This window comes from Halorientalis salina (assembly GCF_005049285.1).
GTDB lineage: Archaea > Halobacteriota > Halobacteria > Halobacteriales > Haloarculaceae > Halorientalis > Halorientalis salina.
On record NZ_SOSC01000002.1, the window covers coordinates 137,939 to 152,889 of the forward strand.

Sequence of the window (14,951 nt, forward strand, 5' to 3'; positions counted from 1 at the left end):
ATGTCATCCGAAGGCAGCAGTTACGGAGACATTCACAGGTACGAACCGCCCCGCGAAAGCACGGCAGCAGCACTCGCGATCGTCCTCCTGACGGTCGTCGAGGTCGTGTTCGTCGGACTGTTCACCTACGGACTCGTGTCCGGATGGGCACTGAGCGAGTTCGGCAACATGTACATGGGCGGTATCCTGGCAGTCATCTTCATCGACCTCGCCTTCATCCTGATGCTGTACCGGAAGGAGTTCCTGCCGGACGTGATGATCGTCAAGAAGCGACGACGCAAGTGGGAAGACCTCTACGTTCGTCAGGACGACATCGACGGAACCCCGTTCATGGAGGACCCCTGGGAGGGCGTCAAGCGGGCGCTCTACCCCTACTACAAGAAATAAATCATGCCACTAGACGAAGACAAATATCCGAAAGAGACAGGACGACGCCGGTTCGTGAAGGGCGTCGTCGGTAGTGCAACGCTCGCAAGCGTCGGTGTCGGTGGCGCGGCCGCCCTGGACACGGTGACGTCGCCGACCGGTGTCGGCGGCGGTATCACCCAGTTCGTCGGCATCGAGAACACCGACGGGCCCGCACCGCGCGGCATGCCGATCATCCCGATCCAGATCGAGAACGGCGAACTCAAGGGAATGTGGCCGTCGGTCCAGGAAGAAACCCAAGGGGGCCAGACGGTCAAGGTCGCAAAGGAGCAGTTCGGCGGCATGGAGTACTCGAACGCCTGGTTCCAGTACTGCGGCGTCCAGAACTACGAGGGACTCGCCCCGGAAGCCGACCAGGACAACTTCTTCCGTTCGATCGGGTCGCCCAACTTCGAGTGGCAGGCAGAGGCCAAGGAGGGCGGGGAAAAACTCCTCGTTTCGGACTTCGATGACTACGAGGAGTGGGGCAACGGCATCGGGGCCGACGGCGTCGGCAAACCGGCCGAAGCCCGGTGGCGCTCCGAGGGCGACGTGCAGACGCTGACAGTCCAGATCATTCGGAGCACGAAGGTCGAAGAGATCGCGAACGGCAACGTCGAACTGGACGACCCCAACGCACAGGAGTTCTTCCAGGCCGCGACCGACCAGGGCTTCATCGCCTGGCTCAACAAGTGTACACACTTCTGTTGCGTGCCGGGATTCAAGACCCAGACCGGGAGTGCGAAGTTCGGCGCCGAAAACGACGTGTACTGTCAGTGCCACCAGTCGATCTACGACCCGTTCAATCCGGTCAGCAGCCAGTTCGTCGCGCTGCCGCGTCCCGAAAGCGACGGCGGCAGCGAGGAGGGAGGCGAGTAACGAATGAGTCTGGAAAAGAAAGACGAACACGATCACGAAGGCTGGATGGAAGAGCGCGACCTGACGGCCGTCGAAGAGCGCTACCTGGCCATCCTGATGTGGCTCGACAAGCGGCTCCGCCTGGTCGACTACCTAGAGCTGCTGGAGGACATGTACTACAAAGTCAACCTCCAGATGCCCAAGAGCCACACGGAGCAGTACGGGCTTGACAACAAGTTCTGGTACTGGTACCCGCTGTACGCGCTCGGGTCCTTTTCGACGTTAGCGTACCTAATAGCCGCAGTATCCGGTGCGTTACTGGGCTTTTACTACGCCCCAGCCGCGGCCGCTTCCGCCGGTGATCCGACGGTCGCGTACACCTCGGTCACGTCGATCATGGTCGACCTGAACTTCGGGTACATGCTCCGGAGCATCCACCGGTGGTCGGCACAGGTGATGACGGCGGCCGTGTTCCTGCACATGCTCCGTGTGTACTTCACGGGCGCGTACAAGGAACCCCGAGAGCTGAACTGGATCATCGGCATCGTGCTCATCTCGATGACGATGGTGTTCGGATACACCGGCTACCTGCTCCCCTGGAACCAGCTGTCCTACTGGGCAGGGCAGATCGGTGTCGAGATGGCGCTGTCGATCCCGCTCGCCGGCGAATGGGTCGCACAGCTGATGTTCGGCGGATTCACGCTGACGCAGGCCACGTTGCAGCGGATGTACATCCTGCACGTGTTCTTCCTGCCGTTCCTCGTGACCGCGCTCATCGCAGTCCACATCGGCATCGTCTGGATGCAGGGCATCGCGGAACCCCACTAATACAATGAGCGACAACGACACTCCCGAAACGGAGACCGACGGAGGCACCGGCATCGTCCCGCCGGACGACGAGACGCCCACCTGGAGCGAGCGCAAAGAGCGCAGCCAGGGGCTCTCCCGGCTGACGTACGAGTACTTCGAGCGCGCACGTCGCGAAGACCAGGACCTCCGGCAGGAGTCGAGTTACGTCGAGCGCGACGTCCTCGGCTTCCCGGCCTGGCCTCACGAGATGATCAGGAACCTCGCGCTGTCGAGTTTCTTCATCGGCATGGTCCTGTTCCTCTCGGCGACGCTGCCCCCGGAGATGCTGCCGCCGGCCGACGCGTCGAGTACGCCGTCGGTCATCCTGCCCGACTGGTATCTGTACTGGTCGTTCGGACTGCTGAAACTCGGGCCGCTCAACCCCGAGCTGGCGCTGCTCGGCGGGCAGAAGCTGATGGCCGACCGAACCTACGGTGTGCTGGCGAACCTCGTCGTGGTCGGCGTCATCACGATCGTCCCCTTCCTGAACAAGGGGAGCGCGCGCCGACCGGTCGAACAGCCGTTCTGGGCGGCCGTCGGCGTCTTCGGCGTCGTGTTCGCCTTCACCATCGCGGCGCTGTCGGTCAAGAACCTGGTGCCCATCGGTTCGCACCTGCTCTTCGACCTGACGTTCCTGTTGCCGTTCGTGTTCGGCTTCATCACCTACGCGGTGCTCAAGTCGATGCGCGAGGGGTACATGTTCACCCTCAACCGCCGCTACTACCGCCTGCGACCGCCGAAATAACCGCCTTTGTTTTCGATGTCTGATGATTCAACGTCCGACCAGCCGTCCGACTCGGAATCGCATACGACCGCGACCGACCAGGAGATAGACAGCGAGCAGTCTCCGGAACGGGCCGACAGCGAGTCCGGGGGGAAGAGCGGTCGCGACATCGTGGTTCCGATGCGGGTGTACAAGGCAGTCACCGTGTTCACGACGCTGTTCGCGGTGGCGACGGTCGTCGGCGGGTTCGTGCTGCTGGATCTGGCGACGGATCGGGCACAGGCGACCGTCTCGGAGATCCAGCCGCTGGTCGCGCTCCTCGGGATCGGATTGATCGTCGGCGGAGCAGCGGCGTACGCGTTCTCGACACGGTTTCGCGCGGAAGGAATGGGAAAGTCTAAAGACGACACCGACGAAGGTTCAGATAATGGCTGATGAATTCGCTAAGGGCTTCGGCATTCTGACAGCGGCCGGCCTCGGCTGGATGGTCCTGGCGGGCTGGTACACGACGGACAGTTTCGAGGAGGGACAGCTCCTGGGAACGCCGCCATCGGACCCCGGCATCTACGGGCAGGTAGCACTAATGTTAAAGGACGCGCTGTTCTGGTTCGCGATTCTCGGTGCGCTGACGTTCTGGGTCATCATCCCCCTGATCAACGAAACGCGCGACGCCCTCGACGAACGCGGAAGCTGAAGACGGCCTGGTCGGCTTTTTTCCGACAGCTCTCGACCGACGAGCGGCGGCTCCGAGATGATTCCACGATGTCACGGAGTCGCCGAGAGCGGCGACAGGGGTAGCGCTCTCGACGCGAATCGTGGACGCAGTGTCTCACAGTTGTACGCCGCCGGGCTGACGGACACTCCTCACCCGTCTCCGCTGGAGCCAGTCGAAGGCATGCTGGCGTCCGTAATCTCGATTCACGGTCACACCCCGGTTGCCGTGTCCGTCCGACAGCAACCACAGTGACCGACGCCTGGCAGCGGGGAGACGGAACTGGCAGCAGCAGATGCGTATAGAAGTAACGCTTCGGGGGGATCGTCGTCAAAAAAGGGAAACGCGTGGCCGATCAGATGACAGCCGACCAGTACGGCTTGATGACGAAGAACAGCGCCTGGTAGGAGACGTACATCAGTACGAGTACCGAGGCGGCGATAGCGCCCTTGGGGCGTTCCAGGTCGATCCCGCGTCGGGCCTCGACCTTGCGAGCCTCGAACTCGAAGAAGTCGGTAATGAACAGACCGACGATGAGTGCCGAGGCAACCAGCCCGCCGTGCTGGTGGAGCGTGGTGTAGTATAACGTCGCGAGCACGAGCGCCACGTTCGAGAGAACGTGAACTGGGTGTCGACTGACCGCGTCAGCGCCGTCTTGGGCCTGCTGTACGTTTTTGCGGTGCTGGAACGCACGGGTCCCGATGTTGACCACCGCGAGTGCCAGAAGGACGTACTCGATCTGGCCGCCGAGTACCGTATCCAGCGGTCCGAAGAGTGTCACCGATGGTGCTGCCATACTCGACACTTTCGACCTGATACATTAGAGTTTTTCCAATCCCGTCCGCCGTCAGGACCCATCACTCGGGAGCGGACGCCGACTCGTCCGGCCCCCCGAACGGTGCCGTGCTCTGTGGCAGCGTCCGGACGGTCAGCCGGTCGATCTGCGCGACCGACAGGGGCGTGTCCGGCGGAACGCAGTCGCCGCGGCGGTCGTCGGCGAGCAACTCGACGGGCGCATCGTCGCGTTCGACCGTCAGCGTGAGTCCGTCGGCCGGGAGGATCCAGTGGTCGGCGTCGATAGCGAACGGTGCGATGGGAACGACGCTGACGACCCCGGTGTCGCGGGCGACGATCGGTGCACCGTTCGAGCGCGCGTAGCCGTGACTCCCCAGGGGCGTGGCGACGACGACGCCGTCGGCCCGGAACTGCGCGACCAGATCGCCGTCGGTCCGAACCGAATACTCGGAGATGCGAGCGGGGTCTGCGGTGACGAGCATCAGGTCACAGAGCGCTCGACCCCGCTCGATGCCGTCGGCCATCGCAGCCAGAACCGGTCGAGAGTGGGTTCCGCCCGCTCCGTCCAGGAGCGCCTCGATCGCCCCGTCGATACCCGAGAGCGGGACCGACTGGACACCAGTCCCCGCGTTCACCGGGAGAACGGGAACGTCGGGAACCGTTTCACGAGCAGTGAGGTCGAGCAGGGACCCCTCACCGACCGTGACGAGCACGTCGGGGGACGACGAGAGCACCGTCGACAGCGCCCCGGTCCGGTGTTCGACGCCCGCTGTCTCGATGGCGGATCGAACCGGCTCGATCCGCTCGCCGACGACACCGACGACCGACGGCTCCGCTGGCTCACTCATCACCCGGGTACTGGCACCCGGCGGGCAAAAACATGGGGACTCGCGGTCGTCACTCCCCGTACGGCCAGTCACCCGTCACGCGCATTCCCTCGGCCAGTGACTGGGACTCCAGGTCCGTCGCTACGTCCTCGGGAGTCGCGTGCGGTATCGTCCTGTCCTCGTCGGCGAGTTCGACCACGAGCGCCGTCAGGAGGATCGCGCTCTCGCGGAGGTCCCGGGGGTCGAGTTTGTCGATCGTGTCCGCGTGCGTGTGACCCCAGCCGCGGCCGCGGTCGGGCGTCTCGCTTTTGACCCAGCAGGCGGGCACGCCCCACTTGGCGTACGACCAATGGTCGCTGTGTGGCCCCAGTTGGGGGTCGACGGTGATGGGGTGATCGAACCGGTCGCTGACGGCGCGGACGGCCGCGCCCAGTTCGTCGAAACCATGGGTCTTCGCCCTGAGCGTTCGGCCGCGGACCACCCCGTCTAGGTTGACGACGGCGCGAACCTCGTCGAAGTCGGCGCGCTCGGCGTGGTGGGCCGATCCCCGGAGGCCGACCTCCTCAGCGCCGAAACAGACGACGTGGACGCGCGTATCGAGGTCGGACTCGCGGCTCGCGAGCGCGCGGACGACTTCGACGACTGCGGCCGTCCCAGCGCCGTTGTCCATGGCTCCCTCGCTGAGATCGTGGGCGTCGACGTGGCTCGTCAGCAGGACTGCGTCGTCGGTCTCCGGGCCGAGTTCGGCGTGGACGTTTCGACTCGTCGCCGGACCGACGTCGGCGTCGACGGTGACCGTCACGCGCTCGCCTTCGAACCGGCGAGCGAGTCGGAGGCCGACCTCCTTGCTGACGCCGACGGCCGGAATCTCGCCGATCGGGTGGTCGGGTGTCCCGACGCTCCCGGTCGGCGGGAGACAGCCGTCGACGTGGTTGCGGAAGACGAAGGCGGCCGCGCCAGCCTCGACGGCCCGATAGTACTTCTCGCGACGGTGGACGCGGCGGTCCTGCCAGTCTGGGGCGTCGCTGGCGACCATCACAATGCTGTCCTCGCACTCGGCGGACTCGAAGTCCTCGGGGAGGCCGTAGCCGAGGTCGACGAACTCGCCGGTCGCGGCGTCGGCTGGGCTCCGGGGGAGCGCGATGCAGTCCTGGGTTGTCTCGCCAGCCTCGACGGTGCTCTCCTCGCGCGTCCAGCCCTGGATGTCGAACTCGACGAGGCGAGAGTCGCGAGCGCCGGCGTCGGCCAGGGCGTCGCGGGTCAGTTCGGCCGCGCGGCGTTCGCCCGCGCTGCCGGCCATTCGGTCGCCGACGTCGACGAGGGCTTCGAGGTGGAACCAGCCGGTCGAACTCGTGAACGTCTCGCCGATCCAGTCGGTCATACGGACCTGTGGCGCGAGCGGCACATTAGGCGTTGTGCCGCGTGCAAACTGAAGGCTTTTGAGCCGTGACGGTAATGGCTGGGGTATGCGGGACGTACTCGACGAGTGGCGACCGGTAGTCGACGAGGCGATCGAGGAGCTGTTGCCACGACTCGTCGACGACGCCTACCTCACCGACTTCTTCGGCGAGCCGACCTACCAGTACGATCCGACCGCGGTCCAGTCGGCCCTGTCCGACCCCATCTGGGAACTGCTCGACCGCGGGGGGAAACGCTGGCGGGCCGTCGTCTTCCTGGTGCTCGTCGAGGCTTTCGGCGAGGACCCCGAAGAGTACCTCCCATACGCCTGTATCCCCGAGATCCTGCACAACGGGACCATCATCGTCGACGACGTCGAAGACGACGCGTCGATGCGCCGGGGTGACCCCGCCCTGCACCTCGAACACGGCACCGACATCGCCCTGAACGCCGGGAACGCGATGTACTTCCTGCCGCTGAAGATCATCACGCGCAACCCCACAGGGTTAGACGCCGAGACGCGGCTGGCAGCCTACGAGATGCTGATGCACGAACTCAACCGGACCCACCTCGGCCAGGGAATGGACATCCACTGGCACAACGAACAGGAGATCCGGATGAGCGAGCGCCAGTACTTAGAGATGTGTGCCTGCAAGACGGGCTGTCTGGGCCGCATCGTCGCCCGTCTCGCCGCCATCGTCACCGGCCAGCCCGAGGACGTGGAGATGGCCGTCGCAAACTACGCCGAACGGATGTCCATCGCCTTCCAGATCGGCGACGACATCTTAGACGTCGAACACACCCTGGACGAGGCCGGCGCGTTCGGCAAGGAGTTCGGCAACGACGTCCGGGAAGGCAAGAAGACGCTAATGGTCATCCACGCGGCGGAACACGCGCCGCCCGAGGACGTGGCGCGCTTAGAGGAGATCCTCTGGGCCGACGACAACGACGAGGAAGAGATCATGGAAGTCATCGAGATCCTCCAGTCGACGGGGAGCGTCGAGTACGCGCGCGAGCAGGCGATCGACCTCGCGGCGCACGCGCGCGGCCATCTGGCCGATCTCGATCTCGAACCCGAACCAGCACAGAACCTCGCGGATTTCACCCGCTTCGTCGTCGAACGCGACGCCTGACTCGGGTCGCTCAGGTGACGAGGAGATAGGCCATCATCAACCCGAAGTACAGTACCACGAGCACGCCGAGTGCCTTCAGCTGGAACAGCCGAAGCGCCTGGTTTTCGTCCTCGAAGGCGTCTTGGGCGGCCTCGCGCTGGTCGTCGGTCAGTTCCGACTCGTGTTCGAGCCCCCAGTGCAGCGCGCGGAACGCCTCGTCGGAAAAGGGTGCGCCGCAGTACTCACAGACGACGGTCTCGTCGTCCGCAGGGACGCTGTAGTCGTCGTTCGGTCCGGCTGCGATCGGTTCGGTCGTCGGCTCGTCGGTGTGTGTGCTCATAGGAAAGGCGGTTGAACGGACGGTTGCGAGACGATCCACAGCGAGGTCATCGTGTAGAGGACCATCACGAGGGTGAACGAGTACTGGCTCCGGATGGCCTGGAGGCGGCCAGGGAACACCTCGAACGCGGTGGCGTGGGCGACCCAGATCGCCAGGAGATGCCCAAGCAGCACGAAGGCCATGTTGAGGCCGCCGAACCAGCCGGGCAACTGGGCGACCGGGACCGTCGCCGGAGCCGTGAACGGACTGGCCAGCACAGTGATCGCAGCTGGCAACAGCGAGAGGAAATAGCCCAGGTAGTGTGCGAGGTGGTAGCCGGCGGCGATGGCCAGCAGCGAGGGGGCGAACCGACGGGCCAGGTACGCCTGGCTCCGGTAAGAGTCGGCCATTCGGCGGCTGTACCCCGCAGCGAGCCAGTACGCGGCGAGGAAGACGAGGTACCCGGCGATCATCGCGACGGGATAGAGCACCATCGGGGGCACGCCGAGATCGACGGCGGATCTGGCGAACCCGGTCCAGAGGGGCGTCGCGACGAGGCCGTCGTAGGTCGTCACCCAGACGATGGCGACCACGAACGCGACCTCGTCGAACCCGTCGACCAGTCGCGTCTCGGAGAGGCCGGTCCCGGGAAGCCGCAAGCGCAGGCGGTCGGCCGTCTCGTCCCATTTGACGGGTGCGACTCGGCCGTAGTACCGGAACACGCGCGCGACCGGGTCGACGCTGCCGAACCAGCGGTCGGGGCCGAAGACGAGCGCGCCAGCGAGCGTGAACGCCGTGTAGCCGACGACGACGCCGACGAGCAGTCGCGGCTCGTCGGCCAGCGGGCTGACGACTTCGAGCCAGACGAGCGCGAGCAACCCGACCACGCTCGGCCAGGCGCCCAGCGACTCGGGGTAGGCGCGGTCGGCCGACGGCAGGAGCGACGAGACGGTACGCCAGGGGTTGAGAACCGGCCAGGTGTTTCCGACGAGGTACGTGGTCGCCGTGAAGCCGGCCCACCACCCCACCCAGACGACGAGAATTGCCGGATTCGCGAGGGCCTCCGACGGCCCGAGGTAACCGAGGACGAGCACGACGAGGAGTCCGGCGACGCCCAGCAAATGGCCGGCCAAGCGGGCGACCCGCCGGGCGGGGAACGGACGGGCCCGATACCAGCCATGGATGTCCCGGATCAGCCGGCGGTCGGTGACGAAACTGGCCAGGAGGAACGACGCTCCCACTGCGCTCCCGCCGGTCAGCAAGAAGAGCCAGGTCGGGACCGCAATCGTCTCGCGGGCGTTCGCGCCGAGGCTTCCGCCATGTGCCGTCGCGGGCCCGACGAACAGAACCAGGGCGACCGCCAGCACGGGCAGTCGGGCGAACATGTACTGCAGGAGTGACCGCGACGACCGGATCGAAAGCGACCACGGGGACGGCGGGTCGTCGGACATTGAATGAAGCGACGGGTTTCACGTCCGAGTAGCTTCCGAAACTGCGATGACTTGGGCAGGTTTTTACCGGTCGACTCGTAAGCGAGGGATAGACATGAGTCTCGCAGACGAAACGTCAGAGGACCACGGGGGCCACGACGAACACCACCTCCCCGCGGTCGAGGACTGGCCGCGCGGGTTCGGTGAAGCCAGCTGGTGGCCGTTCATCACGGCCCTCGGTGGCGCCGGCTTCTACATCGGGGCCGCGCTGTTCGTGCTCGGGAGAGGCGAAGAGGCACTCGTCGGCCCGATGACAGGCCCGTACGTGTTCATCGGCAGCACGTTCTTCTTCCTGGCCGGTCTCTACGGCTGGCTCTACCACGCGTTCGTGGTCAACTTCTGGGAGCACGGTACTGACGAACACGAGGGCGGCACGCTCAGACTGGCGATGATATGCTTCCTCGGCACGGAAGTCGCGACCTTCGGGGCCGGCTTCGTGTACTACTTCTTCATCCGGGCCGGGGCCTGGCCGCCGGCCATGCCGGACCCGCTACTGGCTCCCCTCGTCATCGCGAACACGGCGATTCTCGTCCTCAGCAGTTTCACGCTGCACTTCGGCCACGTCGCGCTGCTGAACAACAACCGGAAGCGCTTCATCCGCCTGATGGGTGCGACGCTGCTCCTGGGCATCGTCTTCATCGGCGGCCAGGTGTACGAGTACTACGAGTTCCTCGTCCACGAGAACTTCACGCTCACCGAAGGCGTCTTCGGCAGCGCCTTCTACGGGCTGACCGGCCTCCACGGCCTCCACGTGACGATGGGCGCGATCCTCATCGGCATCGTGTTCATCCGCGGCCTGCTCGGGCAGTACGACGCCGAGCGACACACCTCCGTCAGCACCGTCTCGATGTACTGGCACTTCGTCGACGTCGTCTGGATCTTCCTCGTCGTCGTCCTCTACGTCGGCGCTGTCGTATAACGCAGCGCGCGTTTTTCGCCGCACCGAACGAGAGTAACTGAGGAGGTAGTCCCACTATTCTCAGCATCAGCGTCCCAGGTCGTGGCAATGTATTCCAACGCAACCGACGTTTAAACGCCAGGTGGGAATCGATTTGTTGCCAACACTTATCACGGGACGTGTGCAGTAATGGACCAATGGGACTGGTCGGACGGGGGCCGATTCGGGTCTGTTATCTCGGGTCGGACGAGAAGATAGCCGACTGGGTCCGGGCAGGGTTCGAACGAAATGAGGAAGCGGTCGAGTTCGTCGCGGAAACGGATTTCGACGTCGCGCTGGACCGGATCGCGGACGCACAGCAACGTCTCGACCCCCGAATGCGAAGTCCGCTGGTCGACCACGAGGACCCCTTCGACTGTGTCGTCTGTGCCGACGACGCCGATCCCGTCACGTTCATCGACGGGGTCCGGGAGAGAGACGACTCCCTCCCGGTAGTGCTGTTCGCCGACGACGGGAGCGAACGGTTGGCGAGCGGCGCGATCAGCGCGGGCGTCGACGACTACCTCACGACGGAGGGCTCCAATCCGACCGGGCGACTCGTCGAGCGCGTGGTCGAACTCGGCAAGCGCCACCGCGACCGGAAGCGAAAACGACTGAAACGGGAGCGCATCGAGCGGATCGTCGACGAGAGCGCCGAGATGATCACCGTCGTCGAACCCGGTGCCACGGTCGGCTTCCAGAACGATGCCGTCGAGCAGGTCCTGGGGTACAGCCCGGACGAGATCAATCGGAACCTCCCCTTCGAGAAGGTCCACCCCGACGACTGGCAGGAGATCCGCGAGGAGTTCTACGATGCCGTCCGCGACCCCAACCACGTCCCGGACGTGGAGTTCCGCGTCAAGGACGCCGACGACCGCTGGCGAACCGTCGAGGCGCGCGGCCGAAACCTGCTGGACGATCCGCTGGTGAGGGGCTTCGTCATCACGACCCGCGACATCACCGAGCGGAAGGAGCGGGAACGCGACCTGGAGGGGTACCGGACGGTCGTCGAGAACGCCGGCGACCCGATGTACGTGCTCGATCCGGACGGCCAGATCTCCTGGGTCAACGAGGCGTTCCTCGAACACACCGGCTACGAGCGGGCGTTCGTCGAGAACACGCACGTCTCGACGTTCATGCGCGAACAGGACCTCCAGAAGGGAGTCGAGATCATCGACGAGTTGCTGACCGGCGACGACGACTGGGGGCGTTTCGAGTTCATCATGGAGAACGTCAGCGGCGAGATCCGACGCTACGAGGTGAACGTCTCCGTCCTCACCGACGACGACGGGACCCTCCGTGGATCCGTCGGCGTCATCCGGGACGTCACCGAGGGCGAGTCACTGGAGTAGCCGATCAGTCGTCGGAAACGCCGGTTATCTCGACTCGCAGGCCGCCGCGCTCGCTATCAGTCAACGACACCGTCCAGCCGTGGGCTTCCACGGTCCGGCGGACGATCGCCAGTCCGAACCCGGTTCCCCCCTGAGACATGGTTTCGCCGTATTCGAGCAGTCGGTCCCGTTCGTCTTCCGGAATGCCCGTGCCGTCGTCGGCGACGTAAAAGCCGTCGTCCATCGCCCCGAGCGTCACCGACACGTCCTCGCCGGCGTGTTTCACGCTGTTCTGGAACAGGTTCGCCAGGATCTGCCGGAGCCGGTGTTCGTCAGCGACGACCGAGCGATCGGTCTCGATGGTCAGCGTCGCCTCGGCGGTTTCGAGCCCCGACCACGTCGTCACCGCGAGGTCGTCGAGGGCGACCGGTTCGCCGTCCGACACCGTGTGTCCCTGCCGTGCGAGTTCGACCAGATCCTCGATGAGCCCTTCCATCCGTTGCGTGGCCCGGTCGAGCGCCTCGAAGTGGTCCTCGTCGCCCGTCTCCCTGGCCAGTTGGAGCCGACCGGTGATGACGTTCAGGGGATTCCGGAGGTCGTGTGAGACGGCCCCGACCAACTCTTCGAGTCGCTCGTTTTGCCGTTCGAGTTCCCGCTCGTGGGCGACGCGATCGGAGACGTCCCGGGCGATCCCGGCGATGCCGACGACCGCGCCCGTCTCGTCGGTGAGTCGGGACCCGCGAAACTCCGTGGGGATCTCCGTCCCGCCTCGCTGGTGGACCCGCGCCTCGACGACGGCGCTCCCCGTCTCGACCGTCTCCGCGATCGCGTCGTCGATCCGGTCGCGGTGGTCCGGGACGAAGAAGTCAGCGGGCTCCATCTCGCTGATTTCGTCGGCGTCGTACCCCGTCACCGTCGGGATGTACCGGTTCCAGTAGACCAACTCCCCGTCCCGATCGAGGATGAAAAAGCCGTCCCTGATGGCATCGAGCGCCTCCACCAGCACCGTGCCGCCGTCTTCGACACCGAGACCCTGGAGCACCCGCTCGACCGCCGCCGACTCGTCCTCGAACCCGTCATCCGCGACGGACGCCGACGGGTCCGATCGACCGCCATCGGTCCGAACCGGATCGTACTCCGCGACCGCCGTGAGGATCTCGTCTGCGAGTTCGCCGTACTGTTCGGTTCCCGACCCCTTCTGGAGATACGCGGTGACGGCAGAATCGAGCACCGTTTCGTCGATCTGTGCCCGATCACGGCCGGTAAAGAGCAGAAACGGGATCCCGGGCGCCTCCTCGTGAACCGCCGCGACGAACTCGTCACACCCCATGTCCGGGAGCTGGTAGTCGCTGATAACACAGTGGACGGTCCCCTCTCGGACCGCCTCGAGCGCCTCGCCCGCTGTCTCAGCTAACTCCACGTCGAGACGGTCGTCCTCGCGCTTCAGAAAGGTCGCCGCCAGATCGACGATTTCCGGGTCGTCGTCGACGTGGAGCACCCGAATCGGGTCGACATCGACATCGCTCATGACAGCCTATTGGACGAGTGTACTGTTAAGCGTTGAGGCTGGAGGCAATCGTACTGCCCGAATCACTGCAAGCGGAATGAGTCGACCGACAGGACGGATAGGACAGTTTCGGCTCGCTCCTCATCCCAATATACTCACCAGAACCCAAAGCGTTCTGGTTGGCTCACGTCGGTTCGTCGCAGAAAGCCGGTGGAGGGGATTGTGAACTATTCGGAGACGGTTCACCTCACTGCGTTCGACGACTTTCAAATCCTACCACAGAGGTCTCTTTCGAACTCGTGGACTCGGCCAGAAAGAGCCGGTGGAGGGATGTTGAACCACGGTCGTTCCGTTTCACTCCACTCCCTGATTCAAATCCCTCGGTGGCTTTCGCTGCTCGCGAATCGCTCGCAGCAGAAAGCCGGTGGAGGGATTTGAACCCTCGGCCTAATCCTTACGAAGGATTCGCTCTGCCAGTCTGAGCTACACCGGCGCGTCACCACGTTCGCATCCGAGCCCTGCATCGCTTCACTCTCCAGGACACCGGCGCGTCCGCGTGCATCAATTCGTCCGTGCATAACCGCAATAAGGGTTGCGAATCCGACCGAACATTGCCTTCACTCCCGTCGCAACCGAACGTCCAGTACGACGTTCTGTTCGTGTGGGGCGTATGACCGAACGACGTGCCGCGTCTCGATATCGACCGTGTACTCGGGTTCGGCAGCCGCACGGATGGCCCGTTCACCCGGCCCGAACAGGTCGTCTTCGGGTTGGATGTCGTAGTAGTGGAGGACGCAGTCATCGCCGGCCAACTCGACGGCAGTGTCCAGGAACTCGTCGGCGCTGTGGGGGAGGTTCATCACCAGCCGGTCGGCCCAGTCGGAGTACTCGCCAGCGACGTCGCGTACGTCCCCCTGGATGGCCGTCACGCGGTCCTCGACGCCGTTCCGCCGGGCGTTCTCCCGGAGGTACTCGATGGCGACCTCGTTGAGATCGACGCCGACCGCCTCGGCACCGCGTTTCGCGAACGGGATCACGAACGGGCCGACGCCGGCGAACATATCCAGCGCCCGTTCGTCAGGCTGGACCTGCTCGGCGACGCGGTGGCGTTCGGTCGCCAGCCGCGGGGAGAAATAGACCTCGGCGAGGTCGACGGCGAACTCACAGCCGTACTCTCGATGGACGGTTTCGGTCCCCTCTCCGACCAGCACGTCCCAGTCACGCACGCGGAGATCACCTTTGACCTTCGAGGCGCGGTTCAGGACCGTCGCCACCGGGAGCGCGGACTCGGCGATCGCGTCCGCGAGCGCCCGCGCGCGGTTAGGGTCGTCCTCGTCGACGATGGCGATGTCGCCAAGCCGAGCGTACGACGCCTCGAAGTCGACCAGGTCCGCAGGCATCGTCTGTGTCTCCCGGGCCGGAGGGTCGTAGTCGACGACCTCGTATTCCGCCGGAACGGCGGCGGCGTCCGTCACCGGAATGTAGAGCCGCCCGTCCTCGACGACGATTTCGTGACGCTCGTCGACGAGGCCCATGTCCGCGAGATCCTTGCGGGCACTCTCACCGTCCTCGCGAGCGACACGGGCGCACGGGACCGACATGGACACTCCTCGGACACCGCCAGCGGTAAGCCTGACGTTTCGAGCCAAGGTCGGGTCGTTTAATCCCCCGCAGAGCCCAGTAGCGG

At 65.0% G+C, this 14,951-nt stretch carries 16 protein-coding genes and 1 tRNA gene; 9 read left to right on the plus strand and 8 right to left on the minus strand.

Annotated features, from left to right (window positions below):
• The 6 genes from E2481_RS05150 (at position 1) to E2481_RS05175 (ending at position 3,530) form a co-directional block, all read left to right on the plus strand.
• Positions 1-387, plus strand: coding sequence for a DUF7318 family protein (locus E2481_RS05150; protein ID WP_136716067.1), 387 nt, complete (start codon positions 1-3; stop codon positions 385-387).
• A 3-nt stretch (positions 388-390) separates the two neighbouring features.
• Positions 391-1,284 (plus strand): ubiquinol-cytochrome c reductase iron-sulfur subunit, encoded by an 894-nt coding sequence (locus E2481_RS05155; protein WP_136716068.1) that lies wholly within the window; start codon positions 391-393, stop codon positions 1,282-1,284.
• 3 nt (positions 1,285-1,287) lie between these two features.
• Entirely contained in the window at positions 1,288-2,091 is an 804-nt protein-coding gene (locus tag E2481_RS05160; RefSeq protein ID WP_136716069.1) for a cytochrome b, read from the plus strand.
• A 4-nt stretch (positions 2,092-2,095) separates the two neighbouring features.
• Positions 2,096-2,857, plus strand: a complete 762-nt coding sequence (locus tag E2481_RS05165) for a cytochrome bc complex cytochrome b subunit (RefSeq protein WP_136716070.1) — start codon at positions 2,096-2,098, stop codon at positions 2,855-2,857.
• 84 nt (positions 2,858-2,941) lie between these two features.
• Positions 2,942-3,271 carry a DUF7315 family membrane protein gene (locus E2481_RS05170; RefSeq protein WP_136716439.1) on the plus strand — a complete coding sequence of 110 codons (330 nt, stop codon included), beginning with the start codon at positions 2,942-2,944 and terminating at the stop codon, positions 3,269-3,271.
• The gene (locus E2481_RS05175) at positions 3,264-3,530 is read left to right on the plus strand and encodes a DUF7314 family protein (RefSeq protein ID WP_136716071.1); all 267 of its coding nucleotides are present in this window, start codon (positions 3,264-3,266) and stop codon (positions 3,528-3,530) included. Before E2481_RS05170 ends, E2481_RS05175 begins: the two co-directional genes overlap by 8 nt.
• Before the next feature lie 373 nt (positions 3,531-3,903).
• Here E2481_RS05175 and E2481_RS05180 read toward each other — a convergent pair whose 3' ends face one another.
• The 3 genes from E2481_RS05180 to E2481_RS05190 form a co-directional block, all read right to left on the minus strand.
• Entirely contained in the window at positions 3,904-4,344 is a 441-nt protein-coding gene (locus E2481_RS05180; RefSeq protein WP_136716072.1) for a DUF7313 family protein, read from the minus strand.
• A 61-nt stretch (positions 4,345-4,405) separates the two neighbouring features.
• A complete protein-coding gene (locus E2481_RS05185) occupies positions 4,406-5,191 on the minus strand; it encodes an NAD(+)/NADH kinase (RefSeq protein ID WP_136716073.1) in 786 nt (261 codons plus the stop codon).
• A gap of 49 nt (positions 5,192-5,240) precedes the next feature.
• The gene (locus E2481_RS05190; protein ID WP_136716074.1) at positions 5,241-6,551 is read right to left on the minus strand and encodes a M28 family peptidase; all 1,311 of its coding nucleotides are present in this window, start codon (positions 6,549-6,551) and stop codon (positions 5,241-5,243) included.
• Positions 6,552-6,636: 85 nt separating this feature from the next.
• Between E2481_RS05190 and E2481_RS05195 the strand changes: the two genes are divergently transcribed.
• Positions 6,637-7,701, plus strand: a complete 1,065-nt coding sequence (locus E2481_RS05195; protein ID WP_136716075.1) for a polyprenyl synthetase family protein — start codon at positions 6,637-6,639, stop codon at positions 7,699-7,701.
• Between the two features lie 10 nt (positions 7,702-7,711).
• Here the strand turns inward: E2481_RS05195 and E2481_RS05200 are convergent, their stop codons facing one another.
• Both E2481_RS05200 and E2481_RS05205 read right to left on the minus strand, forming a co-directional pair.
• Positions 7,712-8,020: a C2H2-type zinc finger protein gene (locus E2481_RS05200; protein ID WP_250137733.1), complete on the minus strand. Its 309-nt coding sequence runs from the start codon at positions 8,018-8,020 to the stop codon at positions 7,712-7,714.
• Positions 8,017-9,384, minus strand: a complete 1,368-nt coding sequence (locus tag E2481_RS05205; protein WP_136716441.1) for a hypothetical protein — start codon at positions 9,382-9,384, stop codon at positions 8,017-8,019. Before E2481_RS05205 ends, E2481_RS05200 begins: the two co-directional genes overlap by 4 nt.
• Positions 9,385-9,544: 160 nt before the next feature.
• Here E2481_RS05205 and E2481_RS05210 point away from each other — a divergent pair, with 160 nt between their 5' ends.
• Positions 9,545-10,408, plus strand: coding sequence for a cytochrome c oxidase subunit 3 (locus tag E2481_RS05210; protein WP_136716076.1), 864 nt, complete (start codon positions 9,545-9,547; stop codon positions 10,406-10,408).
• Positions 10,409-10,584: 176 nt separating this feature from the next.
• Positions 10,585-11,778 (plus strand): PAS domain S-box protein, encoded by a 1,194-nt coding sequence (locus tag E2481_RS05215; protein WP_136716077.1) that lies wholly within the window; start codon positions 10,585-10,587, stop codon positions 11,776-11,778.
• Between the two features lie 4 nt (positions 11,779-11,782).
• Here the strand turns inward: E2481_RS05215 and E2481_RS05220 are convergent, their stop codons facing one another.
• From E2481_RS05220 to E2481_RS05230, 3 genes are all read right to left on the minus strand, one after another.
• A complete protein-coding gene (locus tag E2481_RS05220; protein WP_136716078.1) occupies positions 11,783-13,285 on the minus strand; it encodes an ATP-binding response regulator in 1,503 nt (500 codons plus the stop codon).
• Positions 13,286-13,683: 398 nt separating this feature from the next.
• Positions 13,684-13,757: transfer RNA gene (locus E2481_RS05225), tRNA-Thr, on the minus strand.
• Between the two features lie 124 nt (positions 13,758-13,881).
• Positions 13,882-14,865 (minus strand): class I SAM-dependent methyltransferase, encoded by a 984-nt coding sequence (locus E2481_RS05230; RefSeq protein WP_136716079.1) that lies wholly within the window; start codon positions 14,863-14,865, stop codon positions 13,882-13,884.
• Between the last annotated feature and the right edge of the window lie 86 nt (positions 14,866-14,951).

Excerpts from the sequence above, each read along its gene's own strand:
- E2481_RS05150 (WP_136716067.1), top strand. The coding sequence starts at position 1 with ATGTCATCCGAAGGCAGCAGTTACGGAGACATTCACAGGTACGAACCG.
- E2481_RS05155 (WP_136716068.1), top strand. The coding sequence starts at position 391 with ATGCCACTAGACGAAGACAAATATCCGAAAGAGACAGGACGACGCCGG.
- E2481_RS05160 (WP_136716069.1), top strand. The coding sequence starts at position 1,288 with ATGAGTCTGGAAAAGAAAGACGAACACGATCACGAAGGCTGGATGGAA.
- E2481_RS05165 (WP_136716070.1), top strand. The coding sequence starts at position 2,096 with ATGAGCGACAACGACACTCCCGAAACGGAGACCGACGGAGGCACCGGC.
- E2481_RS05175 (WP_136716071.1), top strand. The coding sequence starts at position 3,264 with ATGGCTGATGAATTCGCTAAGGGCTTCGGCATTCTGACAGCGGCCGGC.
- E2481_RS05180 (WP_136716072.1), bottom strand. The coding sequence starts at position 4,344 with ATGGCAGCACCATCGGTGACACTCTTCGGACCGCTGGATACGGTACTC.
- E2481_RS05185 (WP_136716073.1), bottom strand. The coding sequence starts at position 5,191 with ATGAGTGAGCCAGCGGAGCCGTCGGTCGTCGGTGTCGTCGGCGAGCGG.
- E2481_RS05190 (WP_136716074.1), bottom strand. The coding sequence starts at position 6,551 with ATGACCGACTGGATCGGCGAGACGTTCACGAGTTCGACCGGCTGGTTC.
- E2481_RS05195 (WP_136716075.1), top strand. The coding sequence starts at position 6,637 with ATGCGGGACGTACTCGACGAGTGGCGACCGGTAGTCGACGAGGCGATC.
- E2481_RS05200 (WP_250137733.1), bottom strand. The coding sequence starts at position 8,020 with ATGAGCACACACACCGACGAGCCGACGACCGAACCGATCGCAGCCGGA.
- E2481_RS05205 (WP_136716441.1), bottom strand. The coding sequence starts at position 9,384 with ATGTTCGCCCGACTGCCCGTGCTGGCGGTCGCCCTGGTTCTGTTCGTC.
- E2481_RS05210 (WP_136716076.1), top strand. The coding sequence starts at position 9,545 with ATGAGTCTCGCAGACGAAACGTCAGAGGACCACGGGGGCCACGACGAA.
- E2481_RS05215 (WP_136716077.1), top strand. The coding sequence starts at position 10,585 with ATGGGACTGGTCGGACGGGGGCCGATTCGGGTCTGTTATCTCGGGTCG.
- E2481_RS05220 (WP_136716078.1), bottom strand. The coding sequence starts at position 13,285 with ATGAGCGATGTCGATGTCGACCCGATTCGGGTGCTCCACGTCGACGAC.
- E2481_RS05230 (WP_136716079.1), bottom strand. The coding sequence starts at position 14,865 with ATGTCGGTCCCGTGCGCCCGTGTCGCTCGCGAGGACGGTGAGAGTGCC.